Raw genomic sequence first — 23901 nt, 5'->3', positions numbered from 1 at the left:
CGATGCACACAGTTCGGGTCGCAGGGCCTCTTTCTGCGGAGCGGCTCATAGAGGAGAGGCGCGCCATGTGTGCGTTGATACACACGGGTTCGCCCGATGCGCTCGGGTATCACCGCTCAACGGCGCGACGGTTGACTCCACGTGCAAGTGGAACGGGCTGATCCTGTGGGACCTCGGACCCATGGCGTACGCCGCCTCGCCGAGCTGAGCCGCGGCCTGCCCGGCGTCAGCGAGAAGATGCTGACCCAGCATCTGCGTGAGGTACCTCCCGGGAGGAGTATCGCCCGGGTGCAGAGGTTCGAAGTCGGTCGACGACTTGCTTGACGTGGTGTGATGCAGGTTTACCGCAGCCGTGCCGTCGTGCTGAGCCGGGTGACGACCCGTTCGACCTGCCTGCGTACGTACTCCGGTCTCTGCATGACGTCCTCCCAGACGAAGCGGAGGACGGTCCAGCCACGCGCGACGAGGTCGGTGTAGCGGCGGATGTCGCGCCGGAACGGTTCTTCGCCGGAGTGGTAGGCCCACGACTCGCACTCGATGAGAAGCTGTAGGCGGGCATCGACGAGGTCTCCGTATTGCTCTGCGCCGGCATCGCTGAAGCCCAGGTCGCCCTGGGGCGTGACCGAGAGCCCTGCGATCGGCAGCACGATCGCCCGCGTCACCGACTCGAATGCGTTCGCTGCCCGCTGGTCGGCGACGGCGATGACGTCCAACGCACGCTGTCGCCCGGTCCGAGGCAGGGCCTCTGCCTCGGCGATCAGGTCGCGGCGGGTCAGGCCAGTGACCAAGCCGTCCCGCAGCGCGGAGTCGGCGATGCACAGCGCCTCGTCGAACGGGAGCTGCCGGGCGCAGTCCGCGACGGTCCGGGCGCGGGAAGTGATCGCGCCTGGGCCGACGGCGTCGCTGGGCAGATCGCGGCGGCGTACGACCACACCTGGTCGCGCCTTGCGCGAGCTGTTGCGCGGCACGGTCACCTCGATCTTGGTGGGCTCGTGCTTGAGTGACCAGCCCCACACACGCGCGGCGCTGAGACCGGAGACGACACCTCCGATTGCGAGTGCCGCCGACTTGTCGTCGGGGAGCCCGGGAAGTGCCACGCGGGCACCGGTGAGCGCGACGGCTTGCCCGGCAGACAGAGCCGTGTCGAGCTCGTTGCGGAGGCCCAGGTCGAGCAGCTCCTTGCGGGTGGTGGCCCCGCCGCGTACGCGGAGGACATCTGTCAGGGCGGGCGCGGCGCACACGGTTCACCTCGAGGTTCGGCGTCTGGGCAGGTCGGTTGCCCGGGATGGGATCAACCTGGTGCATCGATGCACACGGTTCAACCCCAATTCGGCGCCGCCCTGCCCAGACCACACGAACTGTGTGTCAGGTCTCCCAGGACTCGAGGGTCTTCCGCGCCCCGACCGCGTGCAACGACGCCAGCGCCTCGGCGTACGGCTCGGTGAACTCAGGGGAGTCGACGAGGTCGCCGAAGAGGTCGGGGTCGCGGAGGAAGGCGAGGGGATCCTCGCGATGGGCCATCGCACGGCTCATCACCTCGGCCCGGCGCCGGTCGACGATGTCGATGGGGGATCCCTGCTCGTCGACCCCCTCGGCGTAGCGGGCCCAGGAAGCGACGACGAGCGCCGAACGGCGCACCGAGCCGCCGGAGGCGAGCTGAGCCGAGATGACGGGTACGAGCCATTTGGGGATCCGGTCGGAGCTCTCGGCACACAGCCGGGCCAGGGTGTCGCGGATGTGAGGGTTGGCGAAGCGGGAGACCAGCTCCTGCTGGTAGGCCGCCAGATCCACGCCAGGCACCGGAGGCAGCGTCGGGGTGCCCTCCTGTGACATGTAGCCGAGCAGGAAGTCGACGAAAAGCGGATCGGCGCAGACCTCGTGGGCGTAGCGGTAGCCGGAGAGATAGCCGAGGTAGCACAGGGCCTGGTGGCTGGCGTTGAGGAGCCGCAGCTTCATCAGCTCGTACGGCTCGACGTCCGGCACCATCTCGACGCCGGCCTGCTCGAACGGTGGTCGGCCTCGGGGGAAGTGGTCCTCGAGCACCCACTGGGTGAACGGCTCGCTGACCACCGGCCAGGCGTCCGCGATCCCGAACCGCCAGCCGACCTCCTCGATGTCGACATCGGTGGTGGCCGGGGTGATCCGGTCGACCATCGAGCTCGGGAAGGCCACCTCGGACTCGATCCAGGCTCCGAGCGCCGGGTCGCGCAACCGTGCGAACGAGGACAGCATCGCGCGGGCGACCTCGCCGTTTCCGGCGATGTTGTCGCACGACATCACCGTGAACGGTGCCACCCCGGCGGCACGACGACGCGCCAACGCCTCCACGACGTACCCGAAGGCCGTCGACGGCACCGCACCCGGCCGCAGGTCCGCCTGGATGCCGGGGTCGGAGGCGTCGAAGCGGCCGGTCGCCTGGTTGACGTGGTAGCCGCCCTCGGTGATGGTCAACGACACGATCCGGATCCGTGGGTCGGTGAGCAGGTCCAGCACGGCCGTGGGGGAGTCGGGCGCGAAGAGGTAGTCGATGATCGAGCCGATCACCCGACCCCGGACGTCCCCGTCCGGGGCACGCTCGACGAGCGTGTAGAGGTGGTCCTGGGCGGCGAGAGCATCCCGCATGCGTACGTCCTGGGGCATCAGCCCCACGCCGACGATGCCCCAGTCGCTGACGCCCGAGGCCAGCAGGTCGTCGACGTAGCGCGCCTGGTGGGCGCGGTGGAAGCCACCGACCCCGAGATGCACGATCCCCGGGGTGACGGCCGTCCGGTCGTACGTGGGGACCGCAACGGAGCCGGCGAGCTCGCCGAGCCTGTCTGTCGCCAGCCGCGGCTGGCGTACCCGCTGATGCCCGCTCACTTGACCGCCCCCAGGGAGAGGCCTTGGACGAGCTTGTCCTGGGCAGCGAAGCCGGCGATCAGCACCGGCAGCGAGATCAGCGTCGCGCCGGCGGCGAGCTCGGCCAGGTAGGCGTGCTCGGTCTGGATCAGGGTGTTCACGTAGACCGGGCCCGTCTGTGCCGCGACCGAGGTGAGCACCTTGGCGTAGAGCTGCTCGTTCCAGGCGAAGATGAAGCAGATCAGCGAGGTGGCGGCGACCCCGGGCATGGCGATCGGGGCCACGATGCGGGTCAGGATGCGGAACGTGCTGGCGCCGTCGATCGAGGCCGCCTCGATGATCGCGGGTGGCACCTCGACCAGGAACGAGCGCATCATCCAGACCGCGATCGGAAGGTTCATCGCGGTGTAGATCAGGATCAGGATGATCACGTTGTCGGGCATGTTGATCACCTTCGTCGTGAACAGGTAGAGCGGCAGGATGCCCGCGACCATCGGCAGCATCTTGGTCGAGAGGAAGAAGAACATGACGTCCGACCACTTCTTCACCGGCCTGATCGCCAGGGCGTACGCCGCGGGGATCGCCAGGGCGAGCACGAGCAGCGTCGAGAGCACGCTGGTGATCACCGAGTTGATGAGTGCCGGTGTGATCGGGCTCGCCGAGGTGAACAGGCCGGCGTAGTTCTCCAGCGTCAGCGGCGCACCCCAGCTCGGCGGATAGGTCTGGGCGTCCTGTGGGTGGTGCAGCGAGGTGAGCACCATGTAGAGGATCGGGATCACGAAGACGATGCCGATCAGCCAGGCCGCGAGCGGGATGGCGATCTTCGCCACCCGTCGCCGGTTCCATGTGCGCATCAGTTCTCCTCCTCGAGCAGGGACGACACGACGCGCAGCGCGAAGGTCGCGATGATCAGCGATCCGATGACCACGACGACGCCCAGGGCCGAAGCGACCCCGTAGTCCTTGGCCGAGTAGAACGTCTCGTAGACCGCGAACGGGACGTTGGTGGAGTTCAGCCCGCCGGTCATGCCCAGGACCGAGTCGAAGTTCTGGACGATGAAGATCGTGCCGAGCACGATCGAGAGCTCGAGATAGCGGCGTACGTGGGGGAGCGTCATGTGCACGAACGTCTGCCACCCGCTGCAGCCGTCGATGCTCGCCGCCTCCAGCACCTCAGGGTCCTGCGACTGCAGGCCGGCGAGCAGGATCAGCATCATGAACGGCGTCCACTGCCAGATCAGCTCGATCTCGATGGCGAGCTTGGGATGGTCGGTGAGGAACGCGATGTCCTGAGCACCTGGCACCCCGAGCTGACCGAGCACACCGTCGACCAGGCCGAACCCGGTCATCAGGATGCCGTTGCCCCAGAAGACCGCGGCTGCGATCGGCACGATCAGGAACGGCGCGATCATCATCGTGCGGACCAGACCGCGGCCGATGAAGGCGTGGTTGAGCAGCATCGCGATCCCGAGGGCGAGCACGGCGCTGACCCCGACGACGACCACGGTCATCTCGATCGTATTCAGGACGGCCGTACGGTAGGCCGGCGTCGTGAACACGGTCTTGAAGTTGTCGAGGCCGGCGAAGCTGCGCTCCGGGGCGTCGGGCTGGGCGCTCCAGCTCATGAACGACATCACCAGCGTCGCCACGAACGGCAGCTGTGTCACCACGATCAGGAAGATCAGCGCCGGCAGCAACGGTGCGCGCAGCTTCCAGGACTCACGACCCCACTTCTTGTACGCCTCAGGCGGCCGCCCCGCCGCCGGCTCCGTCGCGGTGGGAGGTGGTGCGGTCACAGAGGCCATCACTGCTTCTCCTTCTGGACGTCGCCGTACTCCTGGGCGAGGGACTGGCACCGGTCGAGGGCCGCGTCGGTGGTCTTCGAGCCCGAGATGGCGCTCGAGAGCTGCTTGGCGCACTCGGTGCCGAAGTCGGTGAAGCTGGGGACACCGACGAACTGGATCCCGGTGTAGGGCCGTTTCTGGACCCCGGGGTCGTCGGCCTGGGCGTTCTTGATCGCGTTCACGGTCGGGGTCGCGAAGGAGCCGGCGACCTCGAGGTACTCGGGGTTCTCATAGGTCGAGGCCCGCTTGCCCGCCGGTACGTTGGTCGGACCGCCGGTGTCGTTCTCGGTGTCGGCCATCACCAGCTGCTCGTACTCCTTGCTGGAGGCCCAGGCGACGAACTCCTTGGCGTCCTCCTGGTGGCGCGAGGCCTTCTGGATCGCCCACGCCCAGGTGTAGAGCCAGCCTGCGTTCTCTGTCTGGTCGTGCGGGGCGGCGACGTAGCCGACCTTGCCCTTGACCGGCGACTCGGGTGCTTCCAGCGACCCGGCACCCGAGGTGGCGTCGTACCACATCGCGACCTTGCCCTGCTGCATGGCGTTGAGGCACTGCGGGAAGCTGAAGGTCGCGGCGCCGGCCTCGCCGTGCTCGCGGACCAGGTCGACGTAGAAGTTGGCCGCCTTCTTGAAGCCGCCCTTGTTGACCTGGGCATTCCAGTCCTCGTCGAACCAGGTGCCGCCCATGGTGTTGACCACCGTGGTGATCGAGGCGAGGTTGTCGCCCCAGCCGGCCAGGCCACGCAGGCAGATGCCGCGCATGTCGGCCTCGGCCTCGTTGATCTTGGCGGCGAAGCCCGCGACCTGGTCCCAGGTCGGGTTGGCCGGCATCTCGAGGCCGTGCTTCTCGAAGAGATCCTTGCGGTACATCAGGAACGAGGACTCGCCGTAGAACGGCTGACCATAGACCTTGCCGTTGGCCGAGAGCGCCTCCGTCATCGGCGGGAGGATGTCGTCCTGGTCGAACTCCGGATCGTCGGCGATGCTCTCCATGTCCGAGATCCAGCCGGCCTCGGCGTAGTAGGGGATCTCGAAGTTGGACAGCGTCGCCACGTCGTAGATCCCGGACTGGTTGGCGAACTCGGTGCTCGCGGTGTCGCGCATGTCCTGCTCGACCTTGACCACGAAGTTCACCTCGATCCCGGTCTCCTTCGTGAAGTGCTCCGCGGTGAGCTCCTGGAGCTCGAGCATCTGGGGGTTGTTGACCATCAGCACCGTGATGCTGTGCTCACCCGCGCTCGTTCCGCCGGCGCCGAGCCCGCCCGTCCCACAGGCCGTCAACAACACGGTGGCCAGTGAGAGTGCCGTCAGCGCTGCGGGGGTCCGTCGCCGTGCCCGCATAGATCTGCCTCCTCGCAGTGTGACTGTCGTCACCGACCACGATGTCCCAGAATCGGCCGGAACCCCTAGCCCGGTCGATGCGCCCGGAGCGCCCGGTTGTTGCCCGTTCTCAGGCCGTCTCTCAGGCGCGGACGACGCGGGGCCCGAGGACGGCGAACCGGCGAGCCTCGGTGGCCGGCAGCTCGGTGCCGGTGATGAGCACCTCGAAGTCGCGTACGCCCGCGAACCGGCACAGGCTGGAGGCCCCGAACTTGGTGTGGGCGCCGAAGAAGATCCGGCGGCGGGAGCGTTCGATGGCGGCGCGCTTGACCGCGGCCACCGAAGGGTCCTGGGTGGTGAGCCCCTGCTCGCGGGAGATCCCGTTGGCGCCGATGTAGGCCAGGTCGATCACCAGGTCGGCCAGCATCCGGGTGGCCCACTGGTCCACGACGCCCCGGGTGATGGTGCGGACGCGGCCACCCAGGACGATCACGGTGAGCTCCGGGTCCGCAGAGAGCCGCGAGGCCACCGGGAGCGAGGGGGTGATGATCGTCGCCGGCCCCTGACCGAAGAGCTCCTCGGCCAGGAACTGCGGCATCGTGCCCTCGTCGATGTAGATCGTCTCCGCGCCGTGGCGGTGCTGGAGGGCCGCCCGGGCGATCCGGTGCTTCTCGTCGATGTCCCGGCCTGCGCGGAACTCGAGCGAGGTCTCGAAGCTGCCGCTCTCCAGAGCGACCGCGCCGCCGTAGACCCGTTCCACCACGCCGCGGTCGGCGAGCACCTTGAGATCGCGCCGGATCGTCTCGACGCTCACCCCGAGATCGGGTGCGAGATCAGTGACGGACACCCGCCCTGTCGAGCGCGCGCGGGCGAGGATCTCCTCCTGCCGCTGGCGCGAGTGCGACTCCTCGGTCGAGGTCATGGGCGCCATCATGCCCGGAATTGTGCCCGGTTCACAGCGCGCGACACCGAACCGGGCGCCCGGTTGGTCGAATCTGGGCCTTCGGGTGCACAATGTCCCCGACGTCGTCCGGGCGGACGGTGTCGCGGCGTTTTGCGGCTACCTGGCCGCGTACGTAAGATTGAATCTCGGCGTGCGCAGTGCGCCGTTCCTGCAGGCATCTGCTGGCACCTATCGCTTCGGGGTCCGGTCTGCTTTGCCGCGGGGCGACACAAGACTTTGAGTTCGGAGCAATGAAGGAGACCGCGGTGTACGCGATCGTGAAGGCTGGCAGCAAGCAGCAGAAGGTCGTTGTCGGCGACGTCATCGAGATCGACCGCCTCGACGGCGAGGCCGGTGCTGCGATCTCGCTGCCCGTGGTCATGCTCGTCGACGGTGAGAACGTCACCACGACCGGCCTCGACAAGGCTTCGGTCGCTGCTGAGATCGTCGGTGCCTCCAAGGGCCCGAAGATCATCATCCAGAAGTACAAGAACAAGACCGGCTACAAGAAGCGCCAGGGTCACCGTCAGAAGTACACCCAGGTCAAGGTCACCGCGATCAACGCCTGATTCCGGCGTTCTAGAGACACTTAAGGACTGAGAAGATGGCACACAAGAAGGGTGCGGCAAGCACCAAGAACGGTCGCGACTCCAACGCCCAGCGCCTCGGCGTGAAGCGCTTCGGCGGCCAGGTCGTCGGCGCCGGCGAGATCATCGTCCGCCAGCGTGGCACCCACTTCCACCCCGGCACCAACGTCGGTCGTGGCGGCGACGACACCCTGTTCGCCCTGCAGCCGGGTGCGGTCGAGTTCGGCAAGCGCCGCGGCCGCCGCGTGATCAACATCGTTCCGGCTGACGCCTGAGCCTGAGCCTTGGCCGGCGCTTGCGCCGGCCAAACGCGATGGGGTCGAGCGAGCGCGCGGCTGAGCTTGCGAAGCCGCGACTGCGGGTCGAGACCCACACAGTTTCCGAAAGGGCCCTCTCCTCAGGGAGAGGGCCTTTCGGCTATTTCAGGGTCACAGGTACGCCGCGCGCTGGGCGATCGCCTCGAAGACCTGCCGCGAGACCTCCCACTGGGTTCCGGCCCGGGGCCAGTGGATCGCGATGTCGGTGATCCCGATCTCGGCGTAGGAACCGGCGAGGTCCTCGAACGCGTCGGCCGACTCGGTCCACGGCTCGTCGGTGAAACCGGACATGAACAGCTTCGGCATCGCGGCATAGTCCCGACCGGCCTGCTCACAGGCCTCCCGGAGCATCTCGAGCCGTTGGGCGACGTACGCCCTCGGGTCCTCGCCACGCGGGTTGGCGATCCAGCCGTCTCCGACCTCGGCGGTGAGCCGGATGCCGCGGGGGCCGTTGCCGGCCAGCCACAGCGGCGTACGAGGCTGCTGGACCTGGCCCGGGGAGACGGTGACCTCGCGGGTCTGCCAGTGCTCGCCGTCGATCGTGACCGGTGACTCCCGCAGCAACCGGTCGACCGTGCGGGTCCACTCCGCGAACCGGTCGGCGCGCTCGCGGGGCGTGAACTCCCGCCCGAGCACGTCGCCGTCGGAGGTGTGGTCGTCACCGCCGGCACCGATGCCGATCGTGATGCGCCCACCGGAGATGCGGTCGAGGCTGCGGATCGCCGCGGCGGTCGGGATCGGCGTACGGAAGTTGGGGGTGGTCACCAGCGTCCCGAGCCGGATCGTCGAGGTGAGGGCCGCGGCCGCGGCCATCGACGTGAACGCCTCCTCCCACGGGCTGTGCCCACGCCAGGCCAGATGGTCATAGACCCACGCCGTCTCGAAGCCGAGCTGCTCGGCCTGTGCCCATCGCTCGCCCATCGCGGGCCAGTCCTCGATCGGCCACATCACTGTTCCTACTCGCATGGGACTCAACTTAGTGCCGAGGCGGCGCATCTTGACGCCTCGCTCGCTTCGCTTCGCCCCAAGGCGTCAAGATGCGCCGACTCGGCAGGCCCGCGGGTCGGCCGATCGCGGATAGCAACTCCAGAGCGTGCCGTCGGTAGGCTGGAGCCATGGCTGTACCCACCTTTGTCGACCGTGTCACCCTCCACGTCGAGGCCGGTCGCGGCGGACACGGGGTGGCGTCGGTGCACCGCGAGAAGTTCAAGCCGCTGGGCGGTCCCGACGGCGGCAACGGAGGTCCGGGCGGGTCGATCATCCTGCGCGTCGACCCCGACGTGACCACGCTGATCGACTACCACCACAGCCCCAAGCGCAAGGCCCCTAACGGCGGCCAGGGCGCCGGTGACCACAAGAACGGCGCCCACGGCGAGGACATGGTGCTCTCCGTCCCCGACGGCACCGTGGTGACCGACATGAACGGCAACGTCCTCGCCGACCTGGTCGGGGCGGGCTCCGAGCTGGTCATCGCCGAAGGCGGCCGGGGCGGACTCGGCAACGCGGCGCTGGCCTCCTCCAAGCGCAAAGCCCCCGGCTTCGCGCTCCTCGGTGAGCCGGGCGAGGCGCGTGAGATCGGCCTGGAGCTCAAGGTCGTCGCCGACATCGGGCTGGTCGGCTTCCCGAGCGCGGGCAAGTCTTCGCTGATCGCGGCCATCTCGCGGGCTCGGCCCAAGATCGCCGACTACCCGTTCACCACCCTGGTGCCGAACCTCGGCGTCGTGAAGGGTGGCGACATCACCTTCACCGTCGCGGACGTGCCGGGCCTGATCGAGGGTGCGGCCGACGGCCGCGGTCTCGGCCACGAGTTCCTGCGCCACATCGAGCGGTGTGCCGCGCTCGTCCACGTCATCGACACGGCGAGCATCGAGCCGGGACGCAACCCGATCGACGACCTCGACGTCATCGAGAACGAGCTCTCCCGCCACGGCGGCCTCGAGGACCGGCCGCGGCTGGTCGCACTGAACAAGGTCGACGTCCCGGACGGTCGCGAGATCGCCGAGATGACCATCGGCGAGTTCGAGAAGCGGGGGATGAAGGTCTTCGAGATCTCCGCCGCCTCCGGTGAGGGCACCCAGCAGCTGATCTACGCGATGGCCGAGATCGTCGCCGCCTCTCGCAAGGAAGTCCCGGTGACGCCGCCGACCCGGATCGTGCTGCGTCCGGAGGGCGTGGAAGGCAAGAACGGCTTCACGGTCAAGGTGTCGAAGAACGGCGAATACCTCGTCCGCGGCCCGCAGCCCGAGCGCTGGGTGCGGCAGACCGACTTCGAGAACGAGGAGGCCGTCGGCTATCTCGCCGACCGCCTCAACCGGCTCGGCGTCGAGACGCGCCTGGTCGAGCTCGGCGCCCAGGAGGGCGACACCGTCATCATCGGCGACCCGGCGAACGCAGTCGTCTTCGACTTCCGCCCCTCGATCGACACCGGTGCCGAGATGCTCGGCCGCCGCGGCGAGGACCAGCGCTTCTACGAGGAGCGTCCCGCTGCCTCCCGCCGTCGCGAGATCGACGCCGGGATGGAGACCAAGGAAGAGTACGAAGCCCGCGCCGACGTCGCTCGCCGGCTGCGTGACGGCGCCGGCCCGGTGTCGTACGAGATCGGTGGCGAGGACGACCCGGACAGCGACTGGGCCGAGAACGACCCGTCGGCTGACTCGGGTCAGCGCACGGGGGAGTAGCAGCTCCGCCCGACCGGCGGAAACCGGCGGGGCGATCGGCGTCGGCGCCGGTAGGATCCGGCGCAGCAGGAGCACAGGCTGACGTACGAGGGGGATCGGTGCAGCGCGAGGTCGTGACCGGGGCACGCCGGGTGGTGGTCAAGGTCGGGTCGTCCTCCCTGACCACGGCCGCGGGCGGTATCGACCCAGACCGGTTGAGTGCCTTGGTCGACGTGCTCGCCAAGACTCGGGCGACCGGCACGGAGGTCGTGCTGGTCTCCTCGGGCGCGATCGCGGCCGGACTCTCGCCACTGGGGCTGGCCAAGCGTCCGCGGGCGCTGGCCAAGCAGCAGGCAGCGGCGAGCGTGGGCCAGGGACTGCTGGTGCACCGCTACACCGACGAGCTCGCCCGCCACGGCATCATCGCCGGCCAGGTGCTGCTCACGGTCGACGACCTGAACCGGCGGGCGCACTACCGCAACGCCGACGCGACGCTGTCGAAGCTGCTCGACCTGGGTGTGCTGCCGATCGTCAACGAGAACGACACGGTGGCCACCTCCGAGATCCGATTCGGCGACAACGACCGGCTCGCGGCGCTGGTGGCCCATCTGGTCAAGGCCGACCTGCTGGTGCTGCTCAGCGACGTCGACGCGCTCTATGACGCCCCGCCGTCCCAGCCCGGCTCGAACCGGATCGATGAGGTCGCCTCGCTGGCCGACCTCGCCGGGGTGACCATCGGCAAGGCCGGTGCCGCCGGTGTCGGCACCGGTGGCATGGTGACCAAGCTGGAAGCGGCCCGGATCGCTGTGGACGACGGCGTCCCGGTCGTGCTGACCTCTGCCGCGCAGGCAGGGGACGCGCTCGCGGGAGAGGCGGTCGGCACCCTGTTCCATGCCGTCGGCAAGCGGCGCCCGGCTCGGCTGCTGTGGCTGCAGCACGCCACCGAGCCGGTCGGCTCGATCACCGTCGACGCCGGTGCGGTCGCCGCGATCAGTCGCCGCGGGGCCTCGCTGCTCGCCGCGGGGGTCACCGGTTCCTCGGGTGCGTTCCACGCCGGTGACCCGGTCGATGTCGTCGATCCCTCGGGAGCGGCCGTCGCCCGCGGTCTGGTGAACTACGACGCCGACGAGATCCCGCGGCTGGCCGGGCGCTCCTCCGGCTATCTCGAGGCCAACCTGGGGGCTGCGTACGCTCGGGAGGTCATCCACCGCGACGACCTGGTGGTTCTGTCATCGTGAACCGGGCGCGATGGGTGCCGCTCGCGTTGGCTTGGGGCGTGCTGGTCCTCTGTGGGATCCCCGCGCTGGCGATCACGCTCTCGCGGGCGCTGGCGAGCACGGATCTGCGGGCGGTCCGGCTGGCCGCGTTCGCGCCCTTCGGCCTCGTCCTGTACGCCTTGTGCCTGGTCGCGATCCTCGTCCTGGTCTGGATGGCGGCCGGGCGTGGTCGGATCAGGCTCGCCGTCGTCGCCGGGGTCGTAGCCCTGCTGCTCGCGGTGCACGTCGCCTGGCAGGCGCCGTTCCATGCCGGATCCCGGGCGACCAGCGCCGGTGAACCCTTGACCGTGATGACCACCAACCTCTTCGAGGGCCAGGGCGACATCGACGCGGTGGTGGATGCCGTGCGCGCCGACAAGGTCGACGTGCTGGCGCTTCAGGAGATCACCGGGGAGGCGTTCGGGAAGCTGTCGGTCGCGCTGGGGGATCAGCTGCCCTACCGGATGGGTGAGGCGGCGGACGGCACCACGGGCACGATGCTCTTCGCCGACCGCCCGATCACCAAGGCACGCCGGATCGAGACGTCGATGGGGTCGTGGGCGGCCGATGTGGGGGAGTGGCGGGTCATCGTCGCCCATCCCGCCCCGCCCACGCTCGCGGAGTGGCCCGCCGAGCAGGAGACGATCATCGAGGAGGCGGCTGCGGAGAAGCCGGACCTCATCCTGGGTGATCTCAACGCGTCCCTCGACCACCACACGATCCGGCGGCTGCTCGACGATGCGGACCTGCAGGACGCGGCCCGGGCGAGCAACGCCGGTTGGCAGCCCACCTGGCCGACTGAGGGCTTCGCCGGCATACCGCTCCCCCCGGCGACCGCGATCGACCATGTGCTGATCGGCGACGCCCTGGTCGCGTTGGCGACCGAGACGGTCGAGGTGCCCGGGTCGGACCACCTGGCGTTGGTCGCCTACCTCGGCTCCCCGGAGGGGTAGCCTGCGGCCGTGACGAACAACTCGGACGGTCTGATTCGCTCGGCGCTTCGCGGGAACGAGGAGACCGCTTCGCGGTTGCGCCGTACGCAGTTGCTCGGTGTGCTCGCGCTGGTGGTCGCCACCCTCGCGGCTCCCGTGGTCCGGCTGGCGGACGACGATGCGGACCTCGACCGCCAGCTCAACATCTGGGCAGCCATCCAGTGGATCGCAGACGCACAGGACGCCTCCGACGGTCTGCCCGCGTCGTACGCCTGGCTCGCGATCGCGCTCTATGTGGCGCTCCTGTTCGTGGTCTCGGCGCCGGTGCTCGCCATCGTCCTGGCCGTGCAACGGGGTGGCGCGGCCCGCGTCGCCGCCGGGATCGCGGCGGGTGTCGGGGCGGTCGTGACACTGTCGTGCTGGTTGATCGTGATCGGTGATTCGCCGGAGGGGTTCGCCGACCTACAGCCGCACTGGGGCGTACTCCTTCCGCTCGTCCTCGGGCTGTGGACGGCCAACATCCTGGAGACCGACGACTAGGGCGGAGCTTTGAGGTAGCCGAACGGCTGCTCGGCGCCGGGCTCGGATCTAGTGATCTTGGGGTTTCGGTGGTCGGGCTTGTCGCGGCCTCCTTGCCCCGCTGGTCGAGACCCCCTTTTGCCCCGCTGGTCGAGATCTCCTTGCCCGCTGGTTGAGACCCTCTTTTGCCCCGCTGGTCGAGCCGCCGGAGCCGCTAGGCGGAGGCGTGTCGAGACCAACACGGTCACTTTCGTGGTCGAGCTTGTCGACCCCTCCCTGCCGGAAGGGTTCTTCTGAGGCCGGCGGGGCCGCCGACCCGAGTTCTACGGTCTTCTCGACGGGCCCCGGAGTAAAGGACGGCCTGCGGCCGCCGGCTTCGCCGGCCGCTTTCGCGGTCCTTGACTCCGGGGTCCGTCGAGAAAATATTTGGCTGGCTATCGGGGCGGCGGCCCGGGTGTGGTGCAGCGGAATGATGCTTCGGAAGGTGCTGTCGTGGGGACGGGAGGGTGGCCCTTCGGGCCACTTAGCGTCCACAGGTCTGATGCTGGTTGAGACCCTCTTTTGCCCCGCTGGTCGAGCCGCCGGAGCCGCTAGGCGGAGGCGTGTCGAGACCAACACGGTTCTCTGCCGGATCGTCTGGCCACCGGTGGTCGAGCTTGTCGAGACCATCCCTGCCGGGAGGGTTCTTCTTCGGCCGGCAGGGCCGCCGACCCGAGTTCTACGGTCTTCTCGACGGACCCCGGAGTAAAGGACGGCCTTCGGCCGCCGGCTACGCCGGCCGCTACCGCGGTCCTTGACACCGGGGCCCGTCGAGAAAATATTTGGCTGGCTATCGGGGCGGCGGCCCGGGTGTGGCGCAGCGGAATCATGCTTCGGAAGGTGCTGTCGTGGAGGTGGGAGGGTGGCCCTTCGGGCCACTTAACGTCCACAGATCCGATGCTCGTTCGCTAACCGCGAAAAACGTGTTTGACCTGGGGAAATAGATGGATTCGCGGGTTTATGAAGGGTAGAATCAGACCCATCACGACACGCCTTCGAACAGCTCGGAAGGGAGGGCGGCGATGAGTCTGGACAGCAGCATCGATCACTGGGGCACCAACCCCGCTGATGCGATCGGAGCGGCTCTTGACGCCATCGAAACCTCCCTCGCTGGGTTGCTTGCGATGGACCCGGACTATTGGCGCACCAGGCAGAAGAAGGACTTCCTGGCCCGGGTCGAGAAACTCCAAGCCCGGCAGGCCGCGTTGAGGCTGCGGGTCCTGGCTTCCTCGGGTGACATTGCTGCTGAGACCGGTGACAAGGACGCCTCGGCCTGGATGCGGGCCGAGCTGGTTGTCGACAAAGGTGCCGCCCGCGCCCAGATCAAGCTCGCTGCTGCCGTGGCTCGGTATGAGCTGGTCGCTGCCGGCTTGGCTGAGGGTGTCGTCTCCCAGGACAAGGCCCGGGTCATCACTCGTGCGCTCGACAAGGTCGATGCTGATCCGGTCGCTACCGGCGAGGACCTGGTCCTGGCGGAGAAGCTGCTGGTCGAGTACGCCGCAGAGATGACCGCCAACGAGCTGCGGATCGTGGGCAAACGGATCCTGGTCGAGGTCGACCCTGTCCGGTTCGAAGAGGCCGAGGCCAAAGCCCTCCTGGCCGAGGAGGAACGGGCCCAGCAGAAGACCGCGCTACGGGTCTGGGACAACCACGACGGGACGATCGGGTTCGACGGTGTGCTGCCGACCGCGATCGGGATGCGGTTCAAGACCCTGGTCGAGGCGTGGGCACAACCCCGTAAGCAGCAGCTCGTCGTCAAAGGCGCCCCGTTGTCGCCGTGGGAACGGCTCATGGGGCAAGGGTTCGCCAGGTTGATCGAGACCATCGACCCCAGCACGTTGCCTCGTCATGGTGGTGACGCGACCGTCGTCAACGTGGTGATCTCGCTCGAGGAGCTCCGCAAGGACCTCGGCATCGCCACGCTGGGCTACGACGAGACCAACGGCACCACCATCACCGCCGCCGAGGCCCGGCGGATGGCGTGCAACGCCACCATCATCCCCTGGGTGCTGGGCGGGGACAGCGTGGTCCTCGACGCCGGCAGGGAGAGCAGGTTCTTCCAACCCATCCAACGCAAAGCACTCCGGCTGACGCAGAAGTGCTGCCAGGCCGAGAGCTGCGACATGCCCCCGGAATGGTGCGATGCGCACCATCTCAACCCCTGGGCCGTCGGCGGAAGAACGGACCTGAACGACGGGGTCCTGTTGTGTCCCCACCATCACCGCCTGGCCCATGCTCCCGGGTACACGCACGAGCGGCTGCCCGACGGCACCATCCGGTTCACCCGACGGCCCTGAACCCGCAGCGTGAGCTCACCCCGCACGGCCATCCCGCCTGCCGCGGGCACCTGCACGTGCCCCGAGGTCCCAGGCCTTCCGGCGATCACCAACTCGTACAGACCGCTCCTCATCCCCACGGGTCCTTCAGCATGTCCCGGAGGTGAGAGAGTCCCTGCCCTCCCAGGTGTCCGCAGCATCGGCCGACCCATGTGACCGAGTCACAAGGTGTCGTCAACCCCGCCGCAGCCGCAGACAAGCATGATCAGCATGTGACAGGCCCCGATCACCGACACCCCTGTGCTTGACTCCACGTCATGACCGACGCCCGGGACGTGGAGCTGCCGATCAGCATGCTGTGGGAGTCGGCGGATCCGGCCGCTGCGCTTGGGGAGCGGTTCGGCTTCTGGTCCGCGGCTGAAGCGGTCGACTGGGTGGCGGGCGTGCTCGCCGATCACTGGGGGCTTCGGGTGGATGCCTGCGAACGGCTGGTCCTCAGCGACGCCAACTGTCTGGCGTGGATCGTGGTCGAGGATCGTCGGATGATCGCCAAGTGGTCGATGCGTCAGCCGGTGTTCGCCCGCCTGGCGGCGATCGCGCGGCTCACGTCGTGGCTCGATGAGCGTGGGGTGCCCGTCTCGGCTCCGCGGCCGACGACGGACGGCAGGGTCCAGATCGAGGTGGATGGGTTCTCGCTCGGTCTGCAGAACGTGATCGACGGGGATCTGTTGGACATCACCGACCCCGCGCAGGTGCAGGCGGCCGGTGAGATGCTCGCGACGATGCATGCCATGATGGCTGACTACCCGGGTGCTGTCCCCACCGACGACCCGAAGACGCCTCGTACGCAGTTGGTCGGCGGCGACTTCAGGTCGGCCAACGTCCTCTGGGCAGACGGCAGGATCGCGGCGGTGCTGGACCTGGAGGAGGTCCGGTACGGTCGCCGGGTCGATGACCTCGCCCAGGCCGCGGTCCTCCTCGGGACCCGTTACCACGACTGGGCGCCGACGCCGGTCGGGGTGCGTGGGGCGTTCGTCGCGGCGTACGAGTCGGTTCTTCCGCTGGGGAAGGACGAGGCCGATGCGCTCGAGGACGCGATCGAGGACATCCTGAGGCGAATGGACTGGCCGGGCTGACCGAGAGCGCCGAGGTCAGTCGTCGACGGCGTCGATGCCCCGCTGGACGATGAGGGGATCTGGGGAGCCGACGACGTCGGGGTCCTTGTCGTCATAGTCGTGGGTGGCGAGGAAGTGGCGCATCGCGTTGAGCCGGGCGCGCTTCTTGTCGTTGGACTTGATGGTGGTCCAGGGGGCCCAGTCGGTGTCGGAGCGGCGGAACATCTCCTCCTTGGCGGCGGTGTAGGAGTCCCACTTGTCCAGCGACTGCACGTCGATCGGGGAGAGCTTCCACTGTCGCACCGGGTCGATCTGGCGGATGATGAAGCGGGTCCGCTGCTCCGAGCGGGCGACCGAGAACCAGAACTTGGTGAGTGTGATGCCGGAGTCGACGAGCATCTGCTCGAAGAGCGGCACCTGGTGCATGAACTGCTCGTACTCCTCGTCGGAGGCGAAGCCCATCACCCGCTCGACACCGGCGCGGTTGTACCAGGACCGGTCGAAGAGAACCATCTCGCCGGCGGTGGGCAGATGCTGGACGTAGCGCTGGAAGAACCACTGCTGCGACTCGCGGTCCGACGGCTTGGACAGCGCGACCGTGCGGGCGTAGCGGGGGTTGAGGTGCTCCATGAACCGTTTGATCGTGCCGCCCTTGCCGGCCGCGTCCCGGCCTTCGAAGAGCAGCACGTGCTTGCCGCCGACGCGGTCGTTCCAGCGCTGGAACTTCAGCAGCTCGACCTGGAGGAGGTACTTCTGCTCGTCGTAGACCTCGCGGGCGATCCGCTCCGAATAGGGATAGTTCTCGCGCCAGGTGTCGACCGCCCTGCCGGCCGGGTCCAGGAGGACCGGGTCGTCGTCGTGGTCCTCCCCGATCGTGTGGCCCTCGGTGATCAGGTTGTCGATGTACTCGCGGAATCCCTGGGACATGACCCGAAACCTAGGCAGCCGAGGTGAACGCGAGGTAGCGCCACGGCTCGGTCTGATGAGAACCCTCTCATCTGCTCATCATCACGATCTCACGACCGACCGACATCGTCAGCGGTGTCCTCGGGAACGCCCCGGGCGCAGACACGTCGGGGGTCGTCCGCATGAGCAGCACCGCGCAGGTCGTCGCAGGGGCGGCGGTGGTCGCGGTCGCCGGGACGTACGCCTGGCATGCGGGTCACCGCAGCGCCGATCCGCCGAGCGTGCCAGCCCTGCTGACCCTGATCGTCTTCGGCGCGGCCGTGTGGGCGTGGATGGGAAGCGGTCTCGACGACACGTACGTCTCGCTGGCAGCGGTCCTCGCCCTGATCGTCGTCGGCGTGCTGCCCGCCGAGGAACTCTTCGCCGCCCTCGGCAGCGAGCTGATCTGGCTGATGCTGGGCGCGTTCGTGATGGCGGCAGGGATCGCCCGCACCGGACTGGCGACCAGAGCAGCGGTCGCCCTGGCCGTACGCGCCAGGAGCCCTCGCCAGCTCGTCCACCTGCTGACCGTGGGGCTGGTGGTGACGGCGTACGTCGTTCCCTCCACCTCCGCGAGGGCGGTGCTGGCAGTGCCGGTCTTCGTCGCCCTCGCCGCGGTCCTGGCGGCTCGTCCGCGGCTGGTGAAGGCGCTGGCACTGCTGTTCCCGACCGTCATCCTGCTCTCGGCGGTCGGCTCGCTGCTCGGCGCCGGCGCCCACCTGCTGACCAGCCAGATCCTGGCGGCGGCGACAGGCACCGGCATCGGGTACGTCGGCTGGCTGCTGCTCGGGTTGCCGCTGGCCGTCGTCTCCTCCCATCTGGCCGCCGAGCTCCTGCTGCGGATGTTCACCACCCGCGAAGACCGCGCCACTGCGGTCCGGATCACGCCCGACGACTTCGTCTACGAACGGTGGTCGAGCCTGTCGAGACCCACCGGGCCGCTCAGCACGGTCCAGCTGCGTGCCCTGGTCGTGCTCGCCGGGACGGTCGCGCTGTGGGTCAGCGAGCCGCTGCACGGGATCTCACCGGCCGTCGTAGCCCTGCTCGGGGCCCTCGCCGTCGCGGCTCCGCGTCACGGCGTCATCGCGATCGGTCCCGCCCTGAAGGAGGTGCCCTGGAGCCTGCTGCTCTTCCTCGCTGCCACCCTCGCCCTCGGTGCCGCACTGATCGACTCCGGCGCCGCCGCCTGGCTGGCCGGCCGGGTGCTCGAGCCGTTGAGCGCAGCTCCTCCCGTCGTCTTCCTGACCGTCGTGGTGCTCCTCTCGACGGCGCTCCACCTGGTCGTGCAGTCCCGCTCGGCGCGGTCCTCGGTGCTCGTCCCCATCGTGGTGGCGCTCGCCCCGGCGGCCGGTCTCGCGCCTGCTGCCGCCGCGTTCGCCTCGACAGCTGCGGCCGGCTTCTGCCACACCCTCCCAGCGTCGGCCAAGCCGGTCTCGGTCTTTGCCCGCGTCGACGGCATCGACACCTACGACCGGTCCGACCTGCTCCGGCTCTCCCGCGTGCTGATGCCGCTGCATGCCGCGCTCGTGCTCGCCTTCGCCCTCTGGGTCTGGCCGCACCTCGGACTTCCGCTCACCTGACCCCAACCGACCGACCCGACCGACTAGAGGAGAACGACATGACCATCGCCGTCCCGCAACGCATCCTGATCGCACCGAGCGGTTTCAAGGAGAGCCTCTCGGCCGCCGAGGTGGCCGAGGCGATCGGAGCAGGCGTACGCCGTGCCCTCCCGGGTGCCCGGATCGATCTCGCCCCGCTGGTCGACGGCGGTGAAGGCTCGGCGGCGGCCCTCGCGGCAGCCACCGGTGGCCATCTCGTGCCCGTCCCTGCGACGGGGCCGATCGGCGACGTCGTGCCGAGCCACATCGGTGTCCTCGGTGGCGAGGGCCCGCGCACCGTGGTGGTCGAGATGGCCGCCGTGGCGGGGCTCGCGCTGGTCCCGCACGGTCATCGCGACCCGGCCGCGACGACGACGTACGGCGTGGGCGAGCTGATCCTGGCCGCGCTGGACCAGGGTGCCGAGCGGATCCTGGTCGGTTGCGGCGACTCCGGAACCTGCGACGGTGGCGCCGGTGCTCTGCAGGCCCTCGGCGCACGCGTCCTCGACGCCTCCGGGAAGGACATCGGGCGAGGCGGTGCCGCGCTCGCCGGCCTTGCCCGCCTCGACCTCGACGGACTCGACGACCGGTTGGCCGGGGTCGAGATCCTGGTGGCCTGCAACCCGCACAACGTGCTGACCGGCGCCGAGGGCGTGGCCAGGGTGTTCGGGCCGCAGAAGGGCGCCACCGCGGACCAGGTCGAGCAGCTCGACCGGGCGCTGAGCACCTGGGCCGGCGTGCTCGAACGCGACGGTCATCCCGGCCGCAGCCACGACCTGCGTACCGGACCTGGGACCGGTGCGTCGGGAGGGCTGGGGGCAGGGCTGTCCGGTGGCCTCGGGGCCAGGCTGCTGCCGCGGTTCGAGGTGATGTTCGACCACGTCGACCTGGACGCGCTGATCGCCGAGGCCGACCTGGTGATCACCGCCGAGGGCGCGATCGACTTCCAGACCCCACGTGGCAAGATCCCGGCCGAGGTCGCCCGTCGCGCCAAGCTGCAGGGCAAGCCGGTGCTCGCGCTGGCCGGCAGTGTGGGCGAGGGTGCCGACGGCGTGCACGAGGTCGGCATCGGCTCGTACACCTCCATCCTCAATGTGCCGATGCCGCTGTCGGCGGCGGTGGCGCAGGGCTACCAGCTGGTCGAGGACGCGACCGAGCAGCTCATCCGGACCGTGCTGATCGGCTGCGCGATCGCCGCGGCCTGAGCGCGGTCCACCCGTGGTGCCCGCGGTTCGTGGGGGAGGCCGGGTGCGCCGTACCCTTGGTAGACGATGAACCCCCGGACCGTCTATCTGGACCACGCCGCCACCACGCCCATGGCCCCGGCGGCGATCGAGGCGATGACTGCGGAGCTGGCGCTGGTCGGCAACGCGAGCTCGCTGCACGCATCGGGACGCCGAGCCCGCCGGGTGCTGGAGGAGTCCCGCGAACGGATCGCCGCGGCGCTCGGGTCCCGGCCGGGTGAGGTCGTCTTCACCTCCGGCGGCACCGAGGCCGACAACCTGGCGCTCAAGGGTGCCTTCTGGGCCCGCCGCGCGCAGGACCCCGCGCGCACCCGGATCCTGTCCACCACCGTCGAGCACCACGCCGTGCTCGACCCGCTGCACTGGCTGGCGAACACCGAGGGTGCTGACATCGAGCTCGTCGGTTGCGACGCGACCGGCCGCCTCGACCTCGCGGCGATGAAGGCGGCGATCGAGCGCGACCCGGCCTCGGTCGCGGTCATCTCGGTGATGTGGGCCAACAACGAGGTCGGCACCCTTCAGCCGGTCTCCGAGATCGCGGCGATCGCCGCCGAACACGGGATCCCCGTCCACACCGACGCCGTCCAGGCGGTAGGCGCGGTGCCGGTCGACTTCGCGACCAGCGGCGTCGACGCGCTCTCCTTGACCGGTCACAAGCTCGGTGGCCCGGTCGGCGCGGGCGCACTGGTCGTGCGCCGGGAGCTCGAGCTGACCGCGCTGGTCCACGGTGGCGGCCAGGAGCGAGACGTACGCAGCGGCACTCACGCGACCGCGGCCATCGTCGGTTTCGCGGCGGCCGTCGAGCTCGCGGTCAAGGAGCAGGAGGCGTACGCGATCCGGGTCGGTGAGCTGCGCGACCGACTGGTCGAGCAGGTGCTCGCCACGGTGCCGGACACCCACCTGAACGGTCCGCCGCTGGGTCACGACCGGCTGCCCAACAACGCCCAGATCGCGTTCCCCGGCTGCGAGGGTGACTCGCTGCTGATGCTGCTCGACGCCGCCGGGGTCGAGTGCTCCACCGGTGCGGCATGCTCGGCCGGCGTACCTCAGGCCTCTCATGTCCTCCTCGCGATGGGGCAGACCGACGAGCAGGCGCGCTCCTCGCTGCGCTTCTCGCTCGGCCACACCACCACGCCCGAGGACGTGGACCGGCTCGTCGCGGCTATCGGGCCGGCGGTCGAGCGCGGCCGGGCTGCGGGGTTGCAGCGATGAGAGTTGTTGCCGCGATGTCCGGGGGAGTGGACTCCGCCGTCGCCGCCGCGCGCGCGAAGGAAGCCGGTCACGACGTCACCGGCGTCCACCTGGCGCTCTCGCGCAACCCGGCGTCCTACCGCTCCGGCGCGCGCGGGTGCTGCACGATCGAGGACTCCAACGACGCCCGCCGTGCCGCCGACGTGATCGGGATCCCGTTCTACGTCTGGGACCTCTCCGACCGCTTCCACGAGGATGTGGTGGAGGACTTCATGTCGGAGTACGCCGAGGGTCGGACCCCTAACCCGTGCCTGCGCTGCAACGAGAAGATCAAGTTCGCCGCCGTGCTCGACCGGGCGCTCGCGCTCGGGTTCGACGCGGTCGCGACCGGTCACTACGCGACCCTGCGCGAGGACGCCGACGGGCTGGTCGAGCTGCATCGTGCCGTCGACGGCGGCAAGGACCAGTCCTACGTCCTCGGGGTGCTCGACCAGGATCAGCTGCGCCACTCGCTGTTCCCGCTCGGCGACACCCCGAAGCCGCTCGTCCGCGAGGAGGCGGCCCGCCGGGGCCTGCTCGTCGCCGACAAGCCCGATTCCCACGACATCTGCTTCGTCGCCGACGGCGACAACGCCGGCTGGCTGCGCGAGAAGCTGGGCGACCGGGCCCCCAATCAGTCCGGACCGATCGTCGACGAGTCCGGCGACGTCCTGGGCGAGCACCAGGGGACGTACGCCTACACGATCGGGCAGCGCAAGGGTCTCCGCCTCGGCAAGCCCGCGCCCGACGGGAAGCCTCGCTTCGTGCTCGACATCGAGCCCGTCTCTGCGACCGTGACCGTCGGACCGCGCGAGCATCTGGCCGTAGACGGGCTCTCCGGGATCCGGCCGCGCTGGGCCGGACGCGCGCCCGAAGGCATGTTGGAGGGCACCGTCCAGCTGCGCGCCCATGGCGACGAGCATCGTGCCCGAGTGAGCGTGGTCTCGACAGGCTCGACCACCGATGCGGAGGTCGAGATCGAGCTGCTCGACCCGGCCTACGGCATCGCGCCCGGCCAGGCCGCGGTGATCTACGACGGCACTCGCGTCGTCGGCTCGGTCACCATCTCCGCGACCCGCCGGGTGGTTCACGCGTGAGAGCGACCGGAGTCGGCTCGATGCCCGGCCACGGCAACGGGCACAGCGACTACGCCGAGGCCTGCCGCGTCGTGCTCGGCGAGCTCACCGACCTTCCTCACCTGCCCGAGCTGCCGGCCCGCGGCGCGATCGCGAACATGACCGGCCGGGCGCTGGCTGTCCTCGACGGTCTCGACGCCGACCTCCAGCCCGCCGGCTGGCGACTGACCGGCACCTCTGGCTCTGCCGGGGTCGACCATCGTCGCGCTCGGAGCCTGCTCGCCCAGGACCTCGACACCGTCGAGGAGCTCGTCCAGGACTCCCCGCTCACCTCGGGCGGCGGCGCGTTCAAGATCCAGGTCGCCGGGCCGTGGACCCTGGCCGCCACCGTCGAGCGACCGCGCGGCGACAAGATCCTGGCCGACCACGGCGCCCGGCGCGATCTGGCGCAGGCGCTGGCCGAGGGCGTACGCACCCACGTCCGTGACGTACGCCGCCGCCTCCCCGGCGCGGACACCCTGGTCGTCCAGGTCGACGAGCCCGCGCTGAGCGCCGTGCTCGCCGCCCAGGTGCCGACTGCCTCGGGCTTCGGCAAGCACCGCAGCATCGACCTCCCCGAGGCGTCCCAGGCGTTGGAGTGGGTGCTGGGTGCGATCGCCGAGGAGGGCGCGATCCCGTGGGTGCACGCGTGCGCAGCCGGGACACCGCTGGACCTACTTCGCAAGGCCGGCGCGAAGGGGCTCAGCGTCGACCTGGCCCAGCTCACCGCGGCTGACCACGATGATCTGGCCACCGCGCTGGAGGCCGGCGACACGGTCGCGCTCGGGGTGGCTCCGGCGCTCGCGCCGGTCGGCACCGAGCTGACCGACAAGACGGTCACCGAGACCGTGGAACGCTGGCTCGACATGCTCGGGCTGGACGCTGCGTACGACATCGTGCTGACGCCGTCGTGCGGCCTCGCCGGTGCCGATTGGCGATGGGCTCGAACGGTGTTGCGAATCCTCAGCGAGAGCGCGCGGCATCTAGGGTCTGATTGAGAACTCGGCGCCGAGTCAGACGTCGTCCAGCGTGCGGCCTGGCAAGGCGCCCGCTTCGAAGGCATACCGGGCGTCTGTCGAGAGGCGGCAACGCCGCCAGGGCGTGCGATGGGCGGCGTCTGGCCGGCGTTCC

Annotated in this window: 22 protein-coding genes; 14 read left to right on the top strand and 8 right to left on the bottom strand. The window is 69.5% G+C overall.

Going from position 1 to position 23901, the window contains the following annotated elements; translation table 11 throughout:
* Window positions 1-237 precede the first annotated feature (237 nt).
* Window positions 238-324, top strand: a complete 87-nt coding sequence (locus IEY84_RS26735) for a hypothetical protein (RefSeq protein ID WP_229788708.1) — start codon at window positions 238-240, stop codon at window positions 322-324.
* A 17-nt stretch (window positions 325-341) separates the two neighbouring features.
* On the opposite strand, the gene IEY84_RS14640 is transcribed toward IEY84_RS26735, so the two are convergent.
* The 6 genes from IEY84_RS14640 to IEY84_RS14615 form a co-directional block, all read right to left on the bottom strand.
* Window positions 342-1241 (bottom strand): type IV toxin-antitoxin system AbiEi family antitoxin, encoded by a 900-nt coding sequence (locus IEY84_RS14640; protein WP_183546779.1) that lies wholly within the window; start codon window positions 1239-1241, stop codon window positions 342-344.
* A 124-nt stretch (window positions 1242-1365) separates the two neighbouring features.
* A complete protein-coding gene (locus IEY84_RS14635; RefSeq protein ID WP_229788691.1) occupies window positions 1366-2859 on the bottom strand; it encodes a mannitol dehydrogenase family protein in 1494 nt (497 codons plus the stop codon).
* Window positions 2856-3692, bottom strand: coding sequence for a carbohydrate ABC transporter permease (locus IEY84_RS14630; RefSeq protein WP_183546777.1), 837 nt, complete (start codon window positions 3690-3692; stop codon window positions 2856-2858). The genes IEY84_RS14635 and IEY84_RS14630 overlap by 4 nt, the downstream gene beginning before the upstream one ends.
* On the bottom strand, window positions 3692-4642 hold the full coding sequence (locus IEY84_RS14625; protein WP_183546775.1) for a carbohydrate ABC transporter permease: 951 nt from the start codon (window positions 4640-4642) through the stop codon (window positions 3692-3694). Before IEY84_RS14625 ends, IEY84_RS14630 begins: the two co-directional genes overlap by 1 nt.
* A complete protein-coding gene (locus IEY84_RS14620; RefSeq protein ID WP_183546773.1) occupies window positions 4642-6018 on the bottom strand; it encodes an ABC transporter substrate-binding protein in 1377 nt (458 codons plus the stop codon). Before IEY84_RS14620 ends, IEY84_RS14625 begins: the two co-directional genes overlap by 1 nt.
* A 121-nt stretch (window positions 6019-6139) precedes the next feature.
* Complete coding sequence (locus IEY84_RS14615) at window positions 6140-6919, bottom strand: DeoR/GlpR family DNA-binding transcription regulator (protein WP_183546771.1); 780 nt, start codon at window positions 6917-6919, stop codon at window positions 6140-6142.
* A 287-nt stretch (window positions 6920-7206) separates the two neighbouring features.
* On the opposite strand from IEY84_RS14615, the gene rplU reads away from it, so the two are divergent.
* Window positions 7207-7509 carry a 50S ribosomal protein L21 gene (rplU, locus tag IEY84_RS14610; RefSeq protein WP_183547129.1) on the top strand — a complete coding sequence of 101 codons (303 nt, stop codon included), beginning with the start codon at window positions 7207-7209 and terminating at the stop codon, window positions 7507-7509.
* Between the two features lie 35 nt (window positions 7510-7544).
* A complete protein-coding gene (rpmA, locus tag IEY84_RS14605) occupies window positions 7545-7802 on the top strand; it encodes a 50S ribosomal protein L27 (protein WP_183546768.1) in 258 nt (85 codons plus the stop codon).
* A 153-nt stretch (window positions 7803-7955) separates the two neighbouring features.
* Here rpmA and IEY84_RS14600 read toward each other — a convergent pair whose 3' ends face one another.
* On the bottom strand, window positions 7956-8810 hold the full coding sequence (locus IEY84_RS14600; RefSeq protein WP_229788689.1) for an LLM class flavin-dependent oxidoreductase: 855 nt from the start codon (window positions 8808-8810) through the stop codon (window positions 7956-7958).
* Between the two features lie 149 nt (window positions 8811-8959).
* Here IEY84_RS14600 and obgE point away from each other — a divergent pair, with 149 nt between their 5' ends.
* The 6 genes from obgE to IEY84_RS14570 all read left to right on the top strand — a co-directional run bounded on the left by obgE (window position 8960) and on the right by IEY84_RS14570 (window position 16659).
* Entirely contained in the window at window positions 8960-10522 is a 1563-nt protein-coding gene (gene obgE / locus IEY84_RS14595) for a GTPase ObgE (RefSeq protein WP_183546764.1), read from the top strand.
* Between the two features lie 98 nt (window positions 10523-10620).
* On the top strand, window positions 10621-11739 hold the full coding sequence (gene proB, locus IEY84_RS14590) for a glutamate 5-kinase (RefSeq protein ID WP_183546762.1): 1119 nt from the start codon (window positions 10621-10623) through the stop codon (window positions 11737-11739).
* Window positions 11736-12710, top strand: coding sequence for an endonuclease/exonuclease/phosphatase family protein (locus IEY84_RS14585; RefSeq protein WP_183546760.1), 975 nt, complete (start codon window positions 11736-11738; stop codon window positions 12708-12710). The genes proB and IEY84_RS14585 overlap by 4 nt, the downstream gene beginning before the upstream one ends.
* Window positions 12711-12719: 9 nt before the next feature.
* Window positions 12720-13229, top strand: a complete 510-nt coding sequence (locus IEY84_RS14580; protein WP_183546758.1) for a hypothetical protein — start codon at window positions 12720-12722, stop codon at window positions 13227-13229.
* 1040 nt (window positions 13230-14269) lie between these two features.
* Window positions 14270-15544 (top strand): HNH endonuclease signature motif containing protein, encoded by a 1275-nt coding sequence (locus IEY84_RS14575; RefSeq protein ID WP_183546756.1) that lies wholly within the window; start codon window positions 14270-14272, stop codon window positions 15542-15544.
* 296 nt (window positions 15545-15840) lie between these two features.
* Window positions 15841-16659 (top strand): phosphotransferase enzyme family protein, encoded by an 819-nt coding sequence (locus tag IEY84_RS14570; protein WP_183546754.1) that lies wholly within the window; start codon window positions 15841-15843, stop codon window positions 16657-16659.
* A 15-nt stretch (window positions 16660-16674) separates the two neighbouring features.
* Here IEY84_RS14570 and ppk2 read toward each other — a convergent pair whose 3' ends face one another.
* The gene (gene ppk2 / locus IEY84_RS14565; RefSeq protein ID WP_183546752.1) at window positions 16675-17565 is read right to left on the bottom strand and encodes a polyphosphate kinase 2; all 891 of its coding nucleotides are present in this window, start codon (window positions 17563-17565) and stop codon (window positions 16675-16677) included.
* 161 nt (window positions 17566-17726) lie between these two features.
* Here ppk2 and IEY84_RS14560 point away from each other — a divergent pair, with 161 nt between their 5' ends.
* The 5 genes from IEY84_RS14560 to IEY84_RS14540 all read left to right on the top strand — a co-directional run bounded on the left by IEY84_RS14560 (window position 17727) and on the right by IEY84_RS14540 (window position 23768).
* Window positions 17727-19163, top strand: coding sequence for an SLC13 family permease (locus tag IEY84_RS14560; protein ID WP_183546750.1), 1437 nt, complete (start codon window positions 17727-17729; stop codon window positions 19161-19163).
* 38 nt (window positions 19164-19201) lie between these two features.
* Window positions 19202-20386, top strand: coding sequence for a glycerate kinase family protein (locus tag IEY84_RS14555; protein ID WP_183546749.1), 1185 nt, complete (start codon window positions 19202-19204; stop codon window positions 20384-20386).
* Window positions 20387-20452: 66 nt separating this feature from the next.
* A complete protein-coding gene (locus IEY84_RS14550) occupies window positions 20453-21637 on the top strand; it encodes a cysteine desulfurase family protein (RefSeq protein WP_183546747.1) in 1185 nt (394 codons plus the stop codon).
* Window positions 21634-22752, top strand: coding sequence for a tRNA 2-thiouridine(34) synthase MnmA (gene mnmA / locus IEY84_RS14545; RefSeq protein ID WP_183546745.1), 1119 nt, complete (start codon window positions 21634-21636; stop codon window positions 22750-22752). Before IEY84_RS14550 ends, mnmA begins: the two co-directional genes overlap by 4 nt.
* Window positions 22749-23768, top strand: coding sequence for a uroporphyrinogen decarboxylase/cobalamine-independent methonine synthase family protein (locus IEY84_RS14540; RefSeq protein WP_183546743.1), 1020 nt, complete (start codon window positions 22749-22751; stop codon window positions 23766-23768). Before mnmA ends, IEY84_RS14540 begins: the two co-directional genes overlap by 4 nt.
* Window positions 23769-23901: the final 133 nt, after the last annotated feature.

Source organism: Nocardioides albus (assembly GCF_014648255.1).
Taxonomy (GTDB): Bacteria; Actinomycetota; Actinomycetes; order Propionibacteriales; family Nocardioidaceae; genus Nocardioides; species Nocardioides albus.
The sequence above is the reverse complement of the archived record's forward strand: the minus strand, read 5'-3'. Positions and strand labels throughout refer to the sequence as shown.